The sequence below is a fragment of the Lacinutrix sp. genome (assembly GCF_029238095.1).
GTDB lineage: Bacteria > Bacteroidota > Bacteroidia > Flavobacteriales > Flavobacteriaceae > Lacinutrix.
Genome location: NZ_JAQWGS010000025.1, coordinates 114,222 through 132,758, shown reverse-complemented (window position 1 = coordinate 132,758; position 18,537 = coordinate 114,222). Strand labels below are relative to the sequence as shown.

Here is an 18,537-nt window from a genome sequence, read left to right as displayed (position 1 = left end):
ACAAAAATGTTTATGTATAACGTAATAATTATAAAGAAATTACGCCTTGAATTTTTTCAGACACTTCAATGTATTTTGCTATAACAGCATCTGGGTTTTTCATTCTTACATTAATAGATATACTCGTATATTTAGCATTGCTAGACTCTTTAGTATTAATTACAGCTCCTAAATAGTTAAAAATAGCTTCAATTTTTTCAATTTTTTCAGCATTAGTCTTTACTATAAATTTGTATAAATATTCTGAAGGCCAAAGCGTAGTATCTAGTAATTGGTCTTTTAGTTTTGCGTAAAATTCGTCTTGATTCTGTTCTTTGCTCATAAGTCTTATTATAGGTTGCAAATATAAGTTATCCTTTGCATTTTTTTTATACCTTTTTTATTCCGAATTTTACAACTAAAATCATACCATAATTGAATACTAAAACAATAGTCATTACTGGAGGTCCTGGAAGTGGAAAAACTTCTATAATTAAAGCCTTAACAAAAAGAGGTTTTACTTGTTCTGAAGAAATATCAAGAGAAGTTATCTTAAAAGCTAGAGAACGAGGAATAGAGCAATTATTTCTTACCAATCCTTTACAATTTAGCGAAACGCTTTTAGAAGGAAGGATAGAGCAATTTAATGAAGCCTTAGAGAGTGATAACGAATTTGTTTTTCTAGACAGAGGTATTCCAGATATTCAAGCTTATATGGACTTTAAAGGTGATACTTATCCAGACTTTTTTACTATTGCTTGTAAAAAACACAAATACGATTCTGTATTTATTTTAGCACCTTGGCAAGATATTTTTACTAATGATAATGAACGCTACGAAAACTTTGACCAAGCCCAAGAAATCCATGAAAAACTTTTAGAAACTTATACAAAATATGGCTACAATTTAAGAGATGTACCATTTGGTTCTATCGAAGCTAGAGCAGATTATATAATTGATGTTGTAAAAGCACTTTAGTGAACCATCCCATTAACATATTAGAACGTTATTGGACTTTTACTTCATTTAGACCGCTTCAAGAAGACATTATTAATTCGGTTTTAGAAGGAGAAGACACCTTTGCATTGTTGCCAACAGGTGGAGGAAAATCGGTTTGTTTTCAAGTTCCTGCACTTGTAAAAGAGGGTATTTGTATTGTTATTTCGCCTTTAATTGCACTTATGAAAGACCAAGTACAGGCGCTACAAAACAAAGGCATTAAAGCTATGGCGTTAACTAGTGGAATATCTTACAAAGAACTAGATACACGACTAGACAATTGTATTTATGGCAACTACAAATTTCTTTACCTTTCTCCAGAACGCTTACAACAAGATATTGTTCAAGATCGCATAAGACAAATGAACGTTAACTTAATTGCTGTAGACGAAGCACATTGTATTAGCCAATGGGGAAACGACTTTAGACCAAGTTACAATAATATTATTAAACTTAGACAACTACAACCTACAGTAAACATTATCGCTTTAACAGCAACTGCAACACCAAATGTAGTTGACGATATAATTAGAGCATTAGATTTTATTAATCCAAAAGTCTTTAAACAATCTTTTTTAAGACCTAATTTGGCTTATATGACTTTTGCCGAAGACGATAAACGTTTTAGGCTAAAAGCTATTTTAACAAAAAATAAGGCTAGTTCCATTGTTTATGTTCGCAATAGAAAAGCAACTCAAGACATTTCAAATTTTCTTGAAAATAGTGGCTTTACAGCGACTTATTATCATGGTGGTTTGAGCAATACCGAAAAGGATAAAGCTATTGAAAGCTGGATGAACAACCAAAAGCAAGTTATGGTTGCCACAAACGCTTTTGGAATGGGCATTGATAAGCCTGATGTAAAAACAGTAATCCATTTAAACTTACCAGAGAGTTTAGAAAGCTATTTTCAAGAAGCAGGACGAGCAGGTCGAGACGGAAACAAAGCCTATGCAGTAATATTAAAAAATAAAAGCGATGATTTATTAGTTGAAAATCAGTTTTTAAAAGTATTACCAAATGTCGATTTCATTAAATTAGTCTATAGAAAACTAAGTAGTTATTTTCAAGTGCCTTATGGAGAAGGACAAGAGCAAACCTTCGATTTTAATTTTAATAAATTTTGTAAAACTTATGGTTTTAATACATTACTAGCATATAATGCCATACTTTTATTAGACAGAACAAGTATTATAACATTATCTAAGCAGTTTAACAACCGAACAACAGTATTATTTACTGTTACTAATAACGCACTCTTTAGCTACTTAGAAACTCATCCAGATATTAGCATTATTGTAAAATCTATTTTACGAACTTATGGTGGTGCTTTCGAGCAGGAAACTAAAATAAACACAACACTAATGGCTGAAAAAGCCAATACAAATGAAGATAAAATAATTAAAGTTTTAACAAGATTAGAAAAAGCCGAAATAATAACGTTAAAATATTCTAAAACCGATGCGCAAATCACCTATTTAATGCCTCGTGAAGACGATAAAACAATAAACAGGATTTCTAAAGTTATTAAACAGCAAAATGCACTTAAGCAAAAACAGGTGCTTTCAGTTTTAGAGTACTCTAATAATAACGACATTTGTAAAAGTGTACAGCTATTATCTTACTTTGAAGAAACTGAAATTTCAGATTGTGGTGTTTGTTCGGTTTGTATAACTAGGAAACCATCAAAAAAGTTAGATTCTGGAGCTATTAAGAAAGAAATTATTCAAGCTTTAGAACACGGTGAACTCACTTCGAGAGCTTTATTTAAACAACTTCCTTTTTCCGAAGAAAATATTAATGCACAATTAAGAGAATTACTAGAACATAATATTATTAGTGTTACAGATACTAATACTTACAAATTAGCACATATATAATGACTAAAAAAAGAGACTTAAGAATTGTTTTTATGGGAACACCAGAATTTGCTGTAACCATTTTAGATACCTTAATAGAACAAGAATATAACATTGTAGGTGTTATTACTGCTCCAGACAAACCTGCTGGTCGAGGCAGAAAATTAAATAAAAGCGCTATTAAAGAATATGCAGAGACAAAAGGACTTACTATTTTACAACCTACTAATTTAAAAAGCGAAGCCTTTTTAGAAGAGTTAAAAAGCTTAAATGCTAATTTACAAATTATAGTAGCTTTTAGAATGTTACCAAAAGTAGTGTGGCAAATGCCAGATCTTGGCACTTTTAATTTACATGCTTCTTTGCTACCAAATTATCGAGGAGCAGCACCTATTAATTGGGCTATTATAAATGGAGAGACCAAAACTGGTGTCTCGACTTTTTTTATAGATGAAAAAATAGACACAGGAGAAATGATTTTTCAAGATGAAATAGCTATTGAGCCAAACGAGACTGCTGGAAGCCTTCACGATAAACTAATGTGCTTAGGAAGCAATCTTGTATTAAAAACAGTAAAAGCGATAGCTAGAGACACAGTACAGACCACTCCACAGCCAGAAGATGCCATTTCTAGAACTGCCTTTAAATTAAATAAAGACAATTGCAAAATAGATTGGACAGCTTCTATTAATATTATTTATAATAAAATACGCGGTTTAAGTCCTTATCCTGCTGCTTGGTGCCAGCTTATTAATGGCGAAGATTTGTTAGATGTGAAAATTTATACTGCTGAAAAAGAAATTATTGACCATAATTTTAATTCAGGAACTATTATTTCTACTAAAAAAGAAGTAAAAGTTGCTGTAAAAGAAGGTTACATTAACATATTAGATATTAAACTTCCAGGAAAGCGAACAATGGATATAAAATCACTTTTAAATGGTTACACCTTTAAAACTGAAGCTAAAATGCTCTAAGCCCTTATGTATACTATAAAATTTAAAAAACACAAAAAATGAGCATCTTTATTAACAAATGCTTTAAGTTATCAACAAAATAAGGTATTTCCCTTGCTATTACTTGCATAGTAGCATAATCCGTATTAATTTGGAGGAGGATATAACAAAAATATTGTTTACCAACTATTTATTAATATTTAAAATTAAAATTATGAACAAAACAGATTTAATCGATGCAATGGCAGAACACGCAGGAATTACTAAAGCAGCTTCTAAGAAAGCTTTAGAGTGTGCGTTAATTGAAATTGAAGGCGCTTTACAAAAAGGTGACAGAGTTTCATTAGTAGGATTTGGTTCTTGGTCAGTTTCAAAAAGAGCTGCAAGAGACGGAAGAAACCCTCAAACAGGAAAGACTATCAAAATCAAAGCTAAAAATGTTGTTAAGTTTAAAGCTGGATCTGATTTAGCTAGTGCAGTAAACTAATTTTACTCCATTATAACTTACAAAAAGCCTTCTACTAAGAAGGTTTTTTTAGTTTTATGACTATTATAAAGCACTAAAATTATTGTTTTTTAAATAAATAAAGTTTACATTTATTTTATAAATTTCTCTTTTATATGATTTTAACCAAGCCAACAAAAGGAGATTTGTTAGTCGCAGAACCATCAATAATTGGCGATTTATCTTTTAATCGTTCTATTGTATTATTAACAGATCACACCAAAGAAGGTTCTATAGGTTTTATACTTAATAAGCCTCTAGACTTTACTATTAGCGATTTAATTCCAGAAATTGAAGCTCCTTTTAAAGTTTATAATGGTGGACCTGTTGAACAAGACAATCTATATTTTATTCATAAAGTTCCAGAACTTATACCAAATAGCATAGAGATTTCTTTAGGTATTTTTTGGGGAGGTGATTTTAGTGAAGTTTCTAAACTTATTGTAGATAACAAAATAAACGAAAAAGAAATAAAATTCTTTTTAGGCTACTCTGGATGGGAATTAAACCAATTGGAAGAAGAATTAAAATCTAACTCGTGGGTAGTTACAAAAAACAGTTATAAAAAATCTATAATAGAAAAAGACTATGAGTTTTTCTGGAAAGAAAAAATGTTAGAATTAGGCGGTAATTATAGTATTTGGTCAAATGCTCCAGAAAATCCAAGTTATAACTAACCTAATCTAATTTTTACATTTACTTTTTGAAGTAACATTTTACTTACTTCTGTAGCAAAAGTCTTTTTTCTATACTTTGTAATGGGCTGTATGCCTTGAATAACATTAGTAATAAAAAGCTCGTCTGCTTTTTGAAGTTCGAAAGGCGAAATAGAAGTTTCTTCTAAAGTAAAATCTGGCAATAATTCTATTACATTAATAATTTGTTGTCTCATAATGCCTTTTAAACAACCATCTGCCAAAGGTGGTGTTTTAATTACAGAACCTTTTACAAGAAAAATAGTTCCATTTAAAGCTTCCACTACACTCTTACTTGTGTTTAATAACAAGCAATTATCTAAATCGTTTTCTTTAGCAAAAATACTTCCTATTACATTTATAGCTTTGTTATTGGTTTTTAATGTAGACAATAATCCTGGAGCTACGTAAAAATCTTTAAATAAATCTACTTCATAAGACTCTTCACTTAATAAGTAAAAATCTGTATCTAAAGCTTTCGCAGATATTATAAATGTAACCTCTTTATTTGTTGGCAAATATAAACCACCACTATTTCTATGCACTTGAATCTTAACTCTAGCTGATGTATTAGTTAAATTGTTTTTTTCAATAGTTTTAAATATTTCTGCTTCAAAAAACTCCATTGTAAAAAACATAGGTATTTCCATTCGCATAATACGCATGGAAGCCATTAACCTAAAATAATGATCTTCTAGAAACAATAGTTTCCCATGAGAAAACTTAATAGTTTCAAATAAAGCATCACCATAGCTATAACCTCGGTTTTCTGGTGTTATTACTTGACTGTTATTGCTAAAATTTCCGTTAATATTTATCATAAAAAAAGTGCTGAATTTCTTCAGCACAAATATAACTTTAAAATATGTATTTTTTTTAAACCGAGCCTAGTACTTGTTTCAAATCTGAGATTTGATTTTCCCAAAGCATTTTCCCTTCTTCAATTTCATCTTCTTCTGCAAAATCGGTTATCATTATAGAAACATCTTTAGTGATTTCATCTACTTGAATTCTAATTTCAAAGTAATAAGATTCGCCTTCATCTTCTAACCAACGAAATTTAATACGCTCTCCACTCTTTTTTGTCAATAATTTTGCTTGTTCCTCTGCTCCATCCCATATAAACTTAAAAAGCTCTCCTCGAGAATTCACATTATCTGCATACCATTCAGACAACCCTGAAGGTGTAGAGATATACTGATAAAGCATTGAAGGTGAGGCATGTATGGGAAACTCCATTTCGTATTTTACTTTTTCGTCCATTTGTAGGTTATCTATATATATTATGTCTCCAATATATACATTAATTAATAAGTTTTGAAAAAAAATTAAATAAAAATTTTAATTCACTTTTATGTTTGTGCACTATGAATTTGTTTTTATATTTGCACACTCAAAATTATGGCGAGGTAGCTCAGTCGGTTAGAGCGTCGGATTCATAACCCGGAGGTCACGAGTTCAATTCTCGTTCTCGCTACAAGTAAAAAGTCTAACACCTTCGTGTTAGACTTTATTTATTATCAAGCTTAATTAATCTTTTGGTAATCAATAAGTTTAGCTATATTTCTTTATTTAACTGAGGAAATTAAAACATCTAAAGACACTTTTTTTTGCTCACCAGATTTCATATCTTTTAAAGTATATAAACTATTATTCATTTCCTCCTCACCAACTAGTACCACAAATGGTATATTGCGCTTGTTTGCATAATTCATTTGCTTTTTCATATGCTTACCATTAGTTATTCTATCTGGATATAATTCTGAGTTAACACCTGCTTCTCGCAAAGATTTTATTGCTTTTAAACTAAATAGCGCTTCTTTATCTCCAAAATTTATAAATAATACTTCTGTACTTTTAGTTATGGTCTCTGGAAACAAACCTAATTCTTCTAATACAAGGTAGATGCGATCTAAACCAAAACTAATTCCTACTCCACTTACATTTTTTAAACCAAATATACCAGTTAAATCAGCATATCGTCCTCCTCCACCAATTGAGCCCATTTTAACACCTTCTGGTGCAGAAACTTCGAATATGGCTCCTGTATAATAGTTTAAACCACGTGCAAGTGTTACATCTAACTGTAATGTAGATGTTTTTAAGCCAAGGCTTTGTATCGCATTGTTTATAAATTGTAATTCTTCAATACCTTTTTTACCTTCTTTGGAAGTGCTTAAAATCTGTTTTAAGCTTTCTATTTGAGAATCGAAACCTCCAGTTAAAGAGAATAATGGCTGTAGTTTATCTATTCCGTTTTGCGGAATACCTTTACCCAACATTTCTTCTTTAACTTTCTCCTCTCCTATTTTATCTAATTTATCTAATGCAACTGTAAAATCGATAAGCTTATCGCTTGCTCCTATAACTTCTGCTATACCAGAAAGTATTTTACGATTGTTAATTTTTATGGTTGTGCCTTTTAAACCTAATGCATCAAATACTGTATCATACAATTGTACAAACTCTACTTCTTGCCATAAACTCTCACTGCCAACAACATCTGCATCGCATTGATAGAATTCTCTAAAACGTCCTTTTTGTGGTCTGTCTGCTCTCCAAACCGGTTGCATTTGGTAGCGTTTAAATGGGAATTCTATTTCGTTTTGGTGTTGAACAACGTAACGCGCGAAAGGCACTGTTAAATCGTAACGTAAGGCTTTTTCTGAGATACTAGAAGTAATTTTATTAGAGTTTTTATCAGCATATAACTGATTATTTACTTTTGATAAAAAATCACCACTATTTAAAATCTTAAAAATCAAACGATCACCTTCTTCACCATACTTTCCCATTAGCGTTTCGCTATTTTCAAAGCTTGGTGTTTCTATAGGCTGAAAACCAAAAGTTTCAAAACAAGTTTTTATGGTACTAAAAATATAGTTACGTTTAGCAACTTGCTCTGGATTAAAATCTCTTGTTCCTTTTGGTATGCTTGGTTTTTGTTCCATAATATTCCCTTAAAAAAAGGGATTTGTTTTAATTATTACTTATTTTTTTATGTCTTTATCGATTCGCATGAATGACAAAAATAGTTGATTAGTTATAAATTATGAAAGTTAATTAATGAGATTCCTGATTACTCAAAAATTTGTTAATTTATAAGCCTAAACATATATTGATACAGTTCTCCTTTTGTAATATTAGAGCCTTGTTGAATGAGTGTAAACTTATCTAAATTTTTATCATTAGTATAGTCTTTTTTTGCTTGAACAAACTCTACATGATCATGCATCAAGTTTGCTCTTAACCAATTAAAACCTTCTGCAGTAGTTAAATCTACGTCTTCTTTTACCTTAATACCTATAAGGTGCATATGGTCTTCATTAAGTGCAAACAAATGAATATCTTTTGGAGATATGTGCTCTAAATATTTAGTTTGGTTTAAAACACCTTCCCAAACCAAATCACTAAAGATATCTAACTCTTGTTCTGCGACATATGGTTTATTTGTCTTGATATCTTGCCACTCGTCTACTGTTATAGATTGAGTTGCCAAAAAATTAATAAATTCTTGATGTAGTTCTTCAAATTGTTCTTTTGTAAGTCTAGAATATTTCATTTGGTATTTCTTATTTTTTTTAATGTCAAATGGTTACTTGAAACAAGTTTATTGAAATAATCAACTTTTGCTCTTATAAAAAAACTGTTTTTTTAAAGCAAAATTTATAAATTAAAAAAACCGTTTAGAGTAGCTCCAAACGGTTTTATTTGATGTGATTTAAAATCTTAAGCTTGCGCTACAACTTCAAACTGAATGTCTGCTGATACTGATCTATGTAAACGTACAGTAGCATCATACTTACCTAAACGTTTTACATTTCCACCTACAACTGAGATGAATTTTTTATCAATTGCGTGACCTTCTTTTTCTAATGCTTCTGCAAGGTTGATATTGTTTACAGAACCAAATAACTTGTCTCCTTGACCAGTTTTTGAAGCGATTTTAATTTCTAAACCTTTAATAGCTTCTGCAATTGCAGTTGCATCTTCGATTTCTTTCTTTTCTTTAAATGCACGTTGCTTTATGTTTTCGGCTAATACTTTCTTTGCAGAAGATGTAGCTAATACAGCGTGACCAGAAGGAATTAAAAAATTTCTACCATAACCGTTCTTAACCGTTACAACATCGTCTTTAAATCCTAAATTTTCAACGTCTTGTTTTAATATAAGTTCCATTGTTATGATAATTTTATTTTAATAAATCTGTTACATAAGGTAATAACGCTAAATGACGCGCTCTTTTTACAGCTACAGATACTTTTCTTTGGTATTTTAAAGAAGTTCCTGTTAAACGTCTTGGCAAAATTTTACCTTGTTCGTTTATAAAACCTAATAACCAATCTGCATCTTTATAATCTACATATTTGATTCCAGACTTCTTAAAACGACAGTATTTTTTTTGCTTATTCGTGTCAATATTTAAAGGTGTTAAATATCTAATTTCACCTTCTTTTTTTCCTTTTGCTTGTTGTTCTATAGATGCCATAATTATGCTTTTTGTTTAAGTTTAGCTCTTCTTCTTTCTGCCCACGAAATCGCGTGCTTATCTAAAGCTACAGTTAAGTAACGCATAAAACGCTCATCACGTCTAAACTCTACTTCTAAAGGATTAATGTGTTCACCATCTACGGTGTACTCAAATAAGTGGTAAAAGCCACTTTTTTTGTTTTGGATTGGATAAGCTAACTTCTTTAAGCCCCAATCTTCTTTTGATACCATCTTTGCTCCTCTACTAGTAAGAAATTCTTCATACTTCTGTACTGTTTCCTTTATCTGAGTTTCAGATAAAACGGGATTTAAGATGAAAACAGTTTCATAATGATTCATAAAAATCTATTTTATTGTGTTAAAAATGAGTGCAAAAATAAGTCTTTTTATTAAAACATACAATTCTTTTCTAATTAAATTAAAAACATAAAAAACCATTCGATTAAGTGCATAACAAAATGTTAAAGATTACGTTTAAGCGATGTTTTTTGGATTTAATCCGAATTTTTTGTAAAATTGTCGATAATATTATCTAAACACAAATAACCTATGACTCTAAATTGTGTAGTTGTTGATGACTCGGCAATTCAAAGACTTTCAATTGTTAAATTGATAGAGAGTAATAGTGCACTAAATCTTATAGCTCAATATTGTAGTGCACTAGAGGCAAAAAATGGTTTGAATACATACAAAGTAGACCTTATTTTTTTAGATATAGAAATGCCAGTTCTTAATGGTTTTCAGCTGTTAGATGTATTAAATAACAAGCCTCAAATTATTTTTGTAACAGGAAAAACAGAATACGCATTTAAAGCCTTTAATTACGACGCTACAGATTATTTACAAAAACCTATTACGAGAGAACGTTTTAATCAGGCTGTTGGCAAAGCTCTAGAACAACACAAACTAAAATTAGACTTCAACGAAACAGAAGGCGAACATATTTTTGTAAAAAGTAATCTTAAAAAACGTAAAGTCTACATTAAGGATATAAAGTGGATTGAAGCTCTTGGAGATTATGTTAAATTAGTAACAGAAGACACTTCTTTAGTTGTATTATCTACAATGAAAGCTTTTGAAACTGAATTACCTGATGGTAAATTTTTAAGGATTCATAAATCTTACATTGTAAATTTAGATAAAGTAGACCGATTTAACAGTAAAAATGTTGAAGTTGGATCTTATGAAATTCCTTTAAGTAGGAATAAAAAAACCATGCTTGTTGATGCTTTAAACAACATCTAACACACTTAGCATTTGGTTAATAGCTGGAAAATCCTACCATGTAACGGTAGATTTTTTTTGTTTTAAATATAAACAAACAGTTAATAATTATCTACATTTAATATAACACGTACACCTTTAAAAGCTGGTACAGCCTCAAAACTAAAATTAATTTTCTTTATTGCATCTTTTGTTTTTCCTAACGATTGTGCTTGAGGTATTTTTACAAGTATATTTTTTAAATATTGATTTCTAACTCGAGAAACAGGTGGAAATTCTGGACCTAAAACATTTGTTTTAAAAACCTGACGTAATGATTTCGCAAACCACTCGCTTGCTGTTTCTACTTTAGTATAATCTCTATGTTTTAGCGTTATTTTTATAAGTCTAAAATAAGGTGGATATTTAAAATCTCGACGCTCTTGTAGTTGCTCTTTAAACATGCCAACATAATCGTTTGTAGAGACTTGCTGTAAAATTTTATGGTATGGATTATAAGTTTGTATTAATACTTTACCGCGTTTTTTTGTTCTTCCTGCTCGACCAGAAACTTGCAACATAAGTTGAAAACTCCTTTCATGTGCTCTAAAATCTGGAAAATTTAGCATATTATCAGCATTCATAATACCAACAAGCTTAACGTTTCTAAAATCTAAACCTTTAGTAAGCATTTGTGTACCAACTAAAATATCTATTTCTTGTTGCTCAAGAGCAGTAATTATTTTTTCGTATCCGTATTTGCCACGTGTGGTATCTAAATCCATTCGTGCAACATTAGCCTTAGGAAATAATGTTTTAGCTTCAGATTCTATTTGCTCTGTACCAAAGCCTTTAGTATCTAAATTAGAAATGCCGCAAGCCATACATTTTTGTAACATGGCATTGTTATGTCCACAATAATGACAACGCAATTGTTTTCTGTATTGATGGTAGGTTAAACTCACATCGCAATTAGGACATTGTGGCGAATGTCCACAAGTATTACACTCTACAATTGGTGAGTAACCTCTTCGGTTTTGAAATAAGATAATTTGATGACCTTGGTCTAAAGCATCAGTAATTTCTTCAATCATTCTATCGCTAAAATGACCTTTCATGCGTTTCTTTTTGTGCTTATCTGCAATATCTACCAATTCGATTTCTGGTGGCTGCACATTATTATAACGACGGTTAATTTCTACTATTCCGTATTTTTTTTCTACTGCATTATTATAACTTTCTAAGCATGGTGTTGCACTACCTAACAATGTTTTTGCTTGATGTAAATGCGCCAAAACAACTGCTGCATCACGTGCATGATAACGAGGCGCTGGATCAAATTGCTTAAAGGACTGTTCGTGTTCTTCGTCTACTATTATTAATCCTAAATCATGAAATGGTAAAAATATAGACGAACGTGCTCCTAAAATTATTTTCGCTTTCGCGGAATTACCCAACACATGATTATAAACCTCAACACGTTCGTGAGCTGAGTATTTGCTATGAAAAACAGAAACTTGTTCTCCAAAATAATTTTGAAGTCTGGTAACTAACTGTGTTGTTAAAGCAATTTCAGGCAACAAATACAATACTTGTTTTCCTTGGGCTAGAATTTGCTCTATAAGCTTTACATAAACCTCTGTTTTGCCAGAAGACGTAATACCATGTAACAACGTTACATTTTGAGTTTTAAAAGTCTTTTCTATTTGCTTAAGCGCTTCAGTTTGGTATTCGTTTAAAGTTTTGGTTGCTTCGTTTTCTTCACCATCATATTCTATACGGTCGGTTTGAATATGATATTCTTCTAGAACATCTTTATCTATTAAAGCTTTTATAATTGCAGTAGAGCTTCCGCTCTCTTCTACTAATGTTTTTACTTTTATTGGCTTTTTTGTTTTGGCAGAAATCGAAAATAAGGTCAAAACCACCTTTCTTTGCTTTTCTGCACGGCTTAAATCATCTAACAATTGATGCAATCCAATCTCATTTGTATATTCTGCTTGCAATTTTACATACCTAACATATTTGGGTTTGTATTTATCGTAAATTTCTTCCTGAAGTAAAATAACCTCTTTATCGATAAGCCGTTTAATAACAGGAAGCACATTCTTTTTATTTAAAATATTAGAAATCTCCTGAATTTTTAGTGTAGATTGATGATGCAAAGCTTCAATAACCAGATACTCATCGTCTTTTAAATCAGTATCTTTTATGTCTTTATTTAAGTTTCTACTTACGAGTGTTTCACTTTCTAAAATAAAGGCATTTGGTAAAGCTGCACGCATAACTTCACCTATTGTACACATATAATAAGTTGCAATCCATTGCCAAAAAGATAATTGTTTTGAGGTTACAATAGGCTTTTCGTCTAAAATTTGATGAATTTGTTTGGCCTCATAAATTAAAGGCGGATTGTTATGTATTGCGCCAACCAAACCTGTGTGTATTTTGGTTTTACCAAAAGGTACAGATACACGCATACCAACTTTTAAAAATTGAGATTCGGCTTTGGTAATGCTATAAGTAAACATTTTTTCCAAAGGAATTGGTAATATAACGTCTATGAAATGACTCAAAATTTAGTATTAAGTATTCGATTTTTAGTGTTTGGTATTCGATGTATTGATATCTCGTTAATTTACTTCCAACTGAGAAATAAATACGATAATCTCTATTATCTTTCTTTAACTCGTTGCCAATATTGTGAAGCATATAAAAAGGCAATATAGCCTCTTACTTGTAATATATCAGGATTTTCGGTTAGCATTAATCTGCATTTATATTTCTTGCCATGTTCTGGATCGAAAATAGTTCCATTTTTATAATAGCGTCCTTCTTTTGTCATATTCTTGATAAGTTCGAAACCCAAAACAGGCTTATTTTTATCCTCTCCTTCACATTTTAAGCAAAGCGCGTCCTTTACTTCTGGGTTTAAAATGGAAACAATTTTGCCAAAAACTTTTCCATCGCGTTTATAAATTTCAACTATAGATTTTGCCTCACCTGTTTGGTCATCTATCGTTTTCCACTTTCCAAAAATGTCTTGAGCTTGTCCAGAAAAAGACACTAAAAATACTAGAATGAGAAAGTGCTTAATCATGATATTGTTGTTTTCTAAGATTCATTAATGCCATATTTAATTCAAAACCTAACAGTAAAATATTTGCATTCAACCAAAGGTAAAATAGTAATATTAATAAGGCTCCTATAGAACCATAAAGTTCGTTATAACGAGAGAAATTTTCTATGTAAACACCAAATAAATAAGAGGTTAACATGATTAGAACAGTGGTAGATAAAGCACCTACAGAGAAAAATTTAGCTTTCTTACCTTCTCTTGTTCCCAAATAGTATAATGTGGCTGTAGCGAAAAAAGTAATAATTACAAAAAAGGTATATTGTGCTACATTTGCCCAAAAATCTGCTTTTCTTCTGGATTCGTAACCGTATTCTTTAAAAAATTCTAACGTGTTATCTACAACATAAATTTGAAAATAACCCAATACTACAACTGTAATAATTAAAAGCAAAGACAATATTAATGCAACTCCCATGGCATACAAATACTGCCTAAATACATTACGTGTTAATTGTTGATGGTAAGAATTCTCGAAACCGGAAAATAAGGCGTTTACACCATTTGTCATTAAAAAAATAGCAACCACTAAAACAGTAGATAGTAAACCACTGTTACTATTTTTATCTTTTAAAGCAAAAAATATATTGTCCGAAAAGAAATCTGAAGTTGTTGGTGGTAAAACCGATTCTAAGAAGATTAAAAAATCGTCCTGAAAATCATCAATAGGAATACTTGGTATAATGATAATAATAAAAAGTAAAAACGGAAATAAGGCTGTGAAAAAGCTGTAAGCTATAGCGCTTGCTCTAGTTGTTAATGCACCTTTAGCAATACCTATACTATATAATTCTAACAAATCGTAAAGCGATAATCCTTCTAATCCAGGCAACTTAACTTTACTTAATAATTTTATTACAATATTAAGCACAGGAATTTTGAGCAATCTAACTTTTAATTGCTTTTCTTTTAATTGCTTTTCAGCAATTTTCTCTTCTAAAAGCTCCTCTTTTACAGCGTCTGCCATTAATCTACAGCTTTTAAGCTTAAATCTAAATTATAAACCGAGTGTGTTAATGCTCCAGACGAAATAAAATTTACTCCACAAAGCGCATACTCTCTAATGGTTTTTTCGTTTATACCACCAGAACTTTCTGTTAAGCATTTGTTTCCAATTAGCTTTACTGCTGTTCTGGTATCTTGGTAGTTAAAGTTATCTATTAGTATTCTATAAACACCATCGCTTTTAAGGATTTCTTCAATTTCATTTAAGTCTCTTGCTTCTACTATAATTTTTAAGTCGCGATTAGTGGCTTTTAAATACTGTTGTGTTTTTTCTATAGCTTTTGTAATACCACCAGCAAAATCAATGTGGTTATCTTTAAGCATAATCATATCGTAAAGTGCAAACCTATGGTTCTCTCCTCCACCTATTTTAACTGCCCATTTTTCTAGAGCACGAATACCTGGAGTTGTTTTACGTGTGTCCAAAATTTTTGTTCCTGTGCCTTTTAGTAAATCTACAAAAAGTTTGGTTTTGGTTGCTATGGCACTCATACGCTGCATCGCATTAAGCACTAGTCGTTCTGCTTTTAAAATGGATTGCGAGGCGCCTTCTACATAAAAAACAATATCACCATAGTTTACTTTACTTCCATCTTCTATAAGGGTTTCAACTTTCATTTTAGGATCTACATAAGCAAACACTTGTTTTGCAAATTCTACTCCTGCTATTATGCCATTATCTTTTACTAAAAGTTTAGCTTTACCTTGAGCAGATTCTGGAATACAGGATAATGAACTGTGATCACCATCACCAACATCTTCCCGAATAGCATTGGCTATTATTAGTTCTATTTCTTTATTAAATTGTTCTTGAGAAATCATTGCTAAGAATTGTTTATGCTAAAATAAGAAATTGATTTACGATTATTAAAATTTAATTGTAGTTTAGCATTAATACCTAATATTTTATATGAAATTAGAATTATTTGTCTACTTACTTTTTATGCTGTTTACTTCCATTTCTTGGTCTCAAAACACAGATTCTAAAAAGATTTATACTGATGCCTACAATAAAGAAATAGATAAAACTATCTATTTAAAAAAATGCAAAAACCATACCTACAAATGTTTGGAATATAAAACCGATAGTCTAGTTGTTAATAAAGTGCTTAATAAATTTTACTTTGGTAAATTAAGCACTCAAGTATACCAGCAAATTAGATTATTAATCAATAGAGATTCTAAGAAAAAAATTGATTCCGGAGAAATTATAGTTTTAAAATATTATGATTCTCTTCTTAGCTTCTCTACGCTCAATAAAAAACATATTAAACATACTCTGGCCGTAAAAAAAGACACTTCGCTTTCTTTAAGAGATAAAGGCAGAAGGACCCATGACTTTAATGAAAAAAAGTTTATTAATAACAGAAAAAAATGGTTAAAAAAGCAAAATAAATGCATCGAAAAATATGAGAGAAAATTTTCAATTAAAATTAATTACCTATACAAAGCAGAAGAAAATGTAGTTAATAACTATGGTGGATTTAATTGGATAAAAGATAATGGTGTTTTTAAAAACCAATTTTTTAAAATAATGTACAACTATAACCTTGCTATAATAAAACCCGATGGAGAGTTCTATCTAAATGGTGGACACACTACAGACAAAAGAGTTGAAAAACTTCTTGAAAACTCAAATTGGGAACAATACAAGAATGATTTAGAGTTATCAAAAACAACACATATGGAAAATGGATATGGTTTATTTGAAAAAATACCATTTTATCACAATTCAAAACACTGTTTTTAATGACTATTAAACTTATTGCCATTGGCAAAACAGACAATAAACAACTGCAGTCTCTTATTGAAGAGTATACAAAACGCCTAAGTTTCTATATTAAATTTAATTTGGAAATTATTCCTGATATTAAAAATGTAAAAAGTCTTAGTGAAGCACAACAAAAACAAAAGGAAGGCGAACTTATTTTAAATAAATTAAGTGCTACAGATGTTTTAATTTTGTTAGACGAAAACGGCAAACAGCATGATAGTGTTGGCTTTTCTAAATATTTACAAAAACACATGAACTCTGGTATTAAACAACTCATTTTTGTTATTGGTGGACCTTATGGATTCTCTGAAGATGTATATAATAAAGCAAAAGGAAAAGTCTCATTATCAAAAATGACATTTTCTCACCAAATGGTACGTTTATTTATTATTGAGCAATTGTATCGTGGTTTTACTATTTTAAAGAATGAACCTTATCATCATCGCTAGTGAATAGTGAATAGTGAATAGTGAATAGTGAATAGTGAATAGTGAATAGTGAATAGTGAATAGTGAATAGTGAATAGTGAATAGTGAAAAATTAAACTTATTATATAAATGAAACTCGTATTCGCAACTAACAATGCTAACAAATTAAAGGAAGTTCAATCTTTAATTCCGCAACATATAAAATTATTAAGCTTAAAAGATATTGGTTGTTTTGAAGATATACCAGAAACTCAAGATACTATTGAAGGTAATGCTATACAAAAAGTAGAATACGTAAAAACCAATTATGGCTACGATTGCTTTGCAGACGATACAGGTTTGGAAGTAGCAGCTTTAAATAATGAACCTGGAGTCTACAGTGCACGATACGCTGGTGAACAAAGAGATGCAAACGATAATATGGATTTACTTTTAACTAATTTAAAAGATAAGTCCAATCGAAAAGCACAATTTAAAACCGTTATCGCTTTACATTTAAATGGTAAGCTTGAAACTTTTACAGGTGTTTGTAAAGGCGAAATAACCCAAGAAAAAAAAGGAAACAAAGGTTTTGGTTACGATCCTATTTTTAAACCAACTGGCCATACTAAAACCTTTGCTGAAATAGATTTAAAACTAAAAAATGAGATTGGACATCGTGGGAAAGCTGTAAAACAGCTCATTAAGTACTTTAATATTATTTAATTAAAAAGACCAACTATTTTATTATTTTTTTATTACAGAATTTGCCGCTTCTGTTATTGCTTCTGTATATTTAGCGTCTGCGCCTACTTCAACCATACCAATAAACATTAAACAAGTATTTTCGTCGATGGCTACACAGTAAATTGTGTTATTTAAAGTGACACCTTCAGCCTCAGAAGTGCCTTCCATAAACAGTACATTAACACCATTAATAGTTTTTTCTCCTCTATCTTTAACTTTAAATTTATTATCTTGGCTATCATTTATTTTCTTTTTTGCTTCTGCATAAGATTCTGGCACTTTCATAGCCATTATTACAGCTTTTGGAGATTCTGAAACATATGTATTTGGTGTAACAGCCATAAAAAGATTTTCATCAACTTTAATGTCTACTTTTTCAGACATGAGTTCCATTGCTCTAGCTTGTTTATCTTGATCTGATTTTAAAGTTGCTTCTTGTGCCTGTACATTTAAACCTAAAGCTAATAGGAAAAATGCGAAATATATTTTCTTCATAATTTATTTTTTAGTGCAGCAATTTAATGTTTTTCTTATTTAAAAAAAATTAAATATTTTTTAGATATTCTATTAAACAACATTTTCGCGCTAACGATAGTAGTGGCATCCTTTTTTTTGCTACCATATATGGCAAAAAAAAGATATAACGAATAGCGTGTTAAAGCGCTCAAAAACAAACACTAAAACTAATAAATTGAATATCTAATATTATTACGTACCTTTGCACCTTTAAAAACGCAAAAGCGTTAAATTGACTCCTCAGAGTGAGGATGTGTTACTAGAA

Annotated in this window: 22 protein-coding genes and 1 tRNA gene; 10 read left to right on the top strand and 13 right to left on the bottom strand. The window is 30.4% G+C overall.

Annotated elements, in window-relative coordinates:
* Positions 1 to 28: 28 nt before the first annotated feature.
* Entirely contained in the window at positions 29 to 322 is a 294-nt protein-coding gene (locus P8H50_RS07840) for a DUF493 family protein (protein WP_300207484.1), read from the bottom strand.
* A 92-nt stretch (positions 323 to 414) separates the two neighbouring features.
* Between P8H50_RS07840 and P8H50_RS07835 the strand changes: the two genes are divergently transcribed.
* The 5 genes from P8H50_RS07835 (at position 415) to P8H50_RS07815 (ending at position 4,975) form a co-directional block, all read left to right on the top strand.
* Positions 415 to 957 carry an ATP-binding protein gene (locus P8H50_RS07835; RefSeq protein WP_300207481.1) on the top strand — a complete coding sequence of 181 codons (543 nt, stop codon included), beginning with the start codon at positions 415 to 417 and terminating at the stop codon, positions 955 to 957.
* On the top strand, positions 957 to 2,858 hold the full coding sequence (locus P8H50_RS07830; RefSeq protein WP_300207479.1) for an ATP-dependent DNA helicase RecQ: 1,902 nt from the start codon (positions 957 to 959) through the stop codon (positions 2,856 to 2,858). The genes P8H50_RS07835 and P8H50_RS07830 overlap by 1 nt, the downstream gene beginning before the upstream one ends.
* Positions 2,858 to 3,814, top strand: coding sequence for a methionyl-tRNA formyltransferase (fmt, locus tag P8H50_RS07825; protein ID WP_300207476.1), 957 nt, complete (start codon positions 2,858 to 2,860; stop codon positions 3,812 to 3,814). Before P8H50_RS07830 ends, fmt begins: the two co-directional genes overlap by 1 nt.
* A gap of 193 nt (positions 3,815 to 4,007) precedes the next feature.
* A complete protein-coding gene (locus tag P8H50_RS07820; protein ID WP_299890817.1) occupies positions 4,008 to 4,280 on the top strand; it encodes an HU family DNA-binding protein in 273 nt (90 codons plus the stop codon).
* 134 nt (positions 4,281 to 4,414) lie between these two features.
* Positions 4,415 to 4,975, top strand: a complete 561-nt coding sequence (locus P8H50_RS07815; RefSeq protein WP_300207473.1) for a YqgE/AlgH family protein — start codon at positions 4,415 to 4,417, stop codon at positions 4,973 to 4,975.
* Here the strand turns inward: P8H50_RS07815 and P8H50_RS07810 are convergent.
* Both P8H50_RS07810 and P8H50_RS07805 read right to left on the bottom strand, forming a co-directional pair.
* A complete protein-coding gene (locus P8H50_RS07810; RefSeq protein ID WP_300207471.1) occupies positions 4,972 to 5,814 on the bottom strand; it encodes an aminotransferase class IV in 843 nt (280 codons plus the stop codon). The genes P8H50_RS07815 and P8H50_RS07810 overlap by 4 nt on opposite strands.
* 55 nt (positions 5,815 to 5,869) lie before the next feature.
* A complete protein-coding gene (locus P8H50_RS07805; RefSeq protein ID WP_300207469.1) occupies positions 5,870 to 6,256 on the bottom strand; it encodes an START-like domain-containing protein in 387 nt (128 codons plus the stop codon).
* A 140-nt stretch (positions 6,257 to 6,396) separates the two neighbouring features.
* On the opposite strand from P8H50_RS07805, the gene P8H50_RS07800 reads away from it, so the two are divergent.
* A tRNA-Met gene (locus tag P8H50_RS07800) sits at positions 6,397 to 6,470 on the top strand.
* A gap of 91 nt (positions 6,471 to 6,561) precedes the next feature.
* Here P8H50_RS07800 and hisS read toward each other — a convergent pair.
* From hisS to rpsF, 5 genes are all read right to left on the bottom strand, one after another.
* A complete protein-coding gene (gene hisS / locus P8H50_RS07795; RefSeq protein ID WP_300207466.1) occupies positions 6,562 to 7,944 on the bottom strand; it encodes a histidine--tRNA ligase in 1,383 nt (460 codons plus the stop codon).
* Between the two features lie 143 nt (positions 7,945 to 8,087).
* Positions 8,088 to 8,555: a DUF6495 family protein gene (locus P8H50_RS07790; RefSeq protein WP_300207464.1), complete on the bottom strand. Its 468-nt coding sequence runs from the start codon at positions 8,553 to 8,555 to the stop codon at positions 8,088 to 8,090.
* A 167-nt stretch (positions 8,556 to 8,722) separates the two neighbouring features.
* On the bottom strand, positions 8,723 to 9,172 hold the full coding sequence (rplI, locus tag P8H50_RS07785; RefSeq protein ID WP_300207461.1) for a 50S ribosomal protein L9: 450 nt from the start codon (positions 9,170 to 9,172) through the stop codon (positions 8,723 to 8,725).
* Between the two features lie 13 nt (positions 9,173 to 9,185).
* The gene (rpsR, locus tag P8H50_RS07780; protein WP_300207459.1) at positions 9,186 to 9,482 is read right to left on the bottom strand and encodes a 30S ribosomal protein S18; all 297 of its coding nucleotides are present in this window, start codon (positions 9,480 to 9,482) and stop codon (positions 9,186 to 9,188) included.
* Between the two features lie 2 nt (positions 9,483 to 9,484).
* The gene (rpsF, locus tag P8H50_RS07775) at positions 9,485 to 9,823 is read right to left on the bottom strand and encodes a 30S ribosomal protein S6 (protein WP_300207457.1); all 339 of its coding nucleotides are present in this window, start codon (positions 9,821 to 9,823) and stop codon (positions 9,485 to 9,487) included.
* A 210-nt stretch (positions 9,824 to 10,033) separates the two neighbouring features.
* Here rpsF and P8H50_RS07770 point away from each other — a divergent pair, with 210 nt between their 5' ends.
* A complete protein-coding gene (locus P8H50_RS07770; protein ID WP_300207455.1) occupies positions 10,034 to 10,729 on the top strand; it encodes a LytTR family DNA-binding domain-containing protein in 696 nt (231 codons plus the stop codon).
* Between the two features lie 80 nt (positions 10,730 to 10,809).
* Here P8H50_RS07770 and priA read toward each other — a convergent pair whose 3' ends face one another.
* From priA to nadC, 4 genes are all read right to left on the bottom strand, one after another.
* The gene (priA, locus tag P8H50_RS07765) at positions 10,810 to 13,263 is read right to left on the bottom strand and encodes a primosomal protein N' (protein WP_300207453.1); all 2,454 of its coding nucleotides are present in this window, start codon (positions 13,261 to 13,263) and stop codon (positions 10,810 to 10,812) included.
* A 98-nt stretch (positions 13,264 to 13,361) separates the two neighbouring features.
* Positions 13,362 to 13,787, bottom strand: coding sequence for a DUF2147 domain-containing protein (locus P8H50_RS07760; protein ID WP_300207450.1), 426 nt, complete (start codon positions 13,785 to 13,787; stop codon positions 13,362 to 13,364).
* A complete protein-coding gene (locus tag P8H50_RS07755) occupies positions 13,780 to 14,790 on the bottom strand; it encodes a YihY/virulence factor BrkB family protein (RefSeq protein ID WP_300207447.1) in 1,011 nt (336 codons plus the stop codon). The genes P8H50_RS07760 and P8H50_RS07755 overlap by 8 nt, the downstream gene beginning before the upstream one ends.
* Complete coding sequence (nadC, locus tag P8H50_RS07750) at positions 14,790 to 15,650, bottom strand: carboxylating nicotinate-nucleotide diphosphorylase (protein ID WP_300207444.1); 861 nt, start codon at positions 15,648 to 15,650, stop codon at positions 14,790 to 14,792. Before nadC ends, P8H50_RS07755 begins: the two co-directional genes overlap by 1 nt.
* Positions 15,651 to 15,738: 88 nt before the next feature.
* Between nadC and P8H50_RS07745 the strand changes: the two genes are divergently transcribed.
* From P8H50_RS07745 to P8H50_RS07735, 3 genes are all read left to right on the top strand, one after another.
* Positions 15,739 to 16,578 carry a hypothetical protein gene (locus tag P8H50_RS07745; RefSeq protein ID WP_300207441.1) on the top strand — a complete coding sequence of 280 codons (840 nt, stop codon included), beginning with the start codon at positions 15,739 to 15,741 and terminating at the stop codon, positions 16,576 to 16,578.
* Positions 16,578 to 17,051, top strand: a complete 474-nt coding sequence (rlmH, locus tag P8H50_RS07740; protein ID WP_300207439.1) for a 23S rRNA (pseudouridine(1915)-N(3))-methyltransferase RlmH — start codon at positions 16,578 to 16,580, stop codon at positions 17,049 to 17,051. The genes P8H50_RS07745 and rlmH overlap by 1 nt, the downstream gene beginning before the upstream one ends.
* A gap of 108 nt (positions 17,052 to 17,159) precedes the next feature.
* On the top strand, positions 17,160 to 17,735 hold the full coding sequence (locus P8H50_RS07735; RefSeq protein WP_300207437.1) for a non-canonical purine NTP diphosphatase: 576 nt from the start codon (positions 17,160 to 17,162) through the stop codon (positions 17,733 to 17,735).
* Positions 17,736 to 17,756: 21 nt separating this feature from the next.
* Here P8H50_RS07735 and P8H50_RS07730 read toward each other — a convergent pair whose 3' ends face one another.
* Entirely contained in the window at positions 17,757 to 18,251 is a 495-nt protein-coding gene (locus tag P8H50_RS07730; protein ID WP_300207435.1) for a hypothetical protein, read from the bottom strand.
* Positions 18,252 to 18,537: the final 286 nt, after the last annotated feature.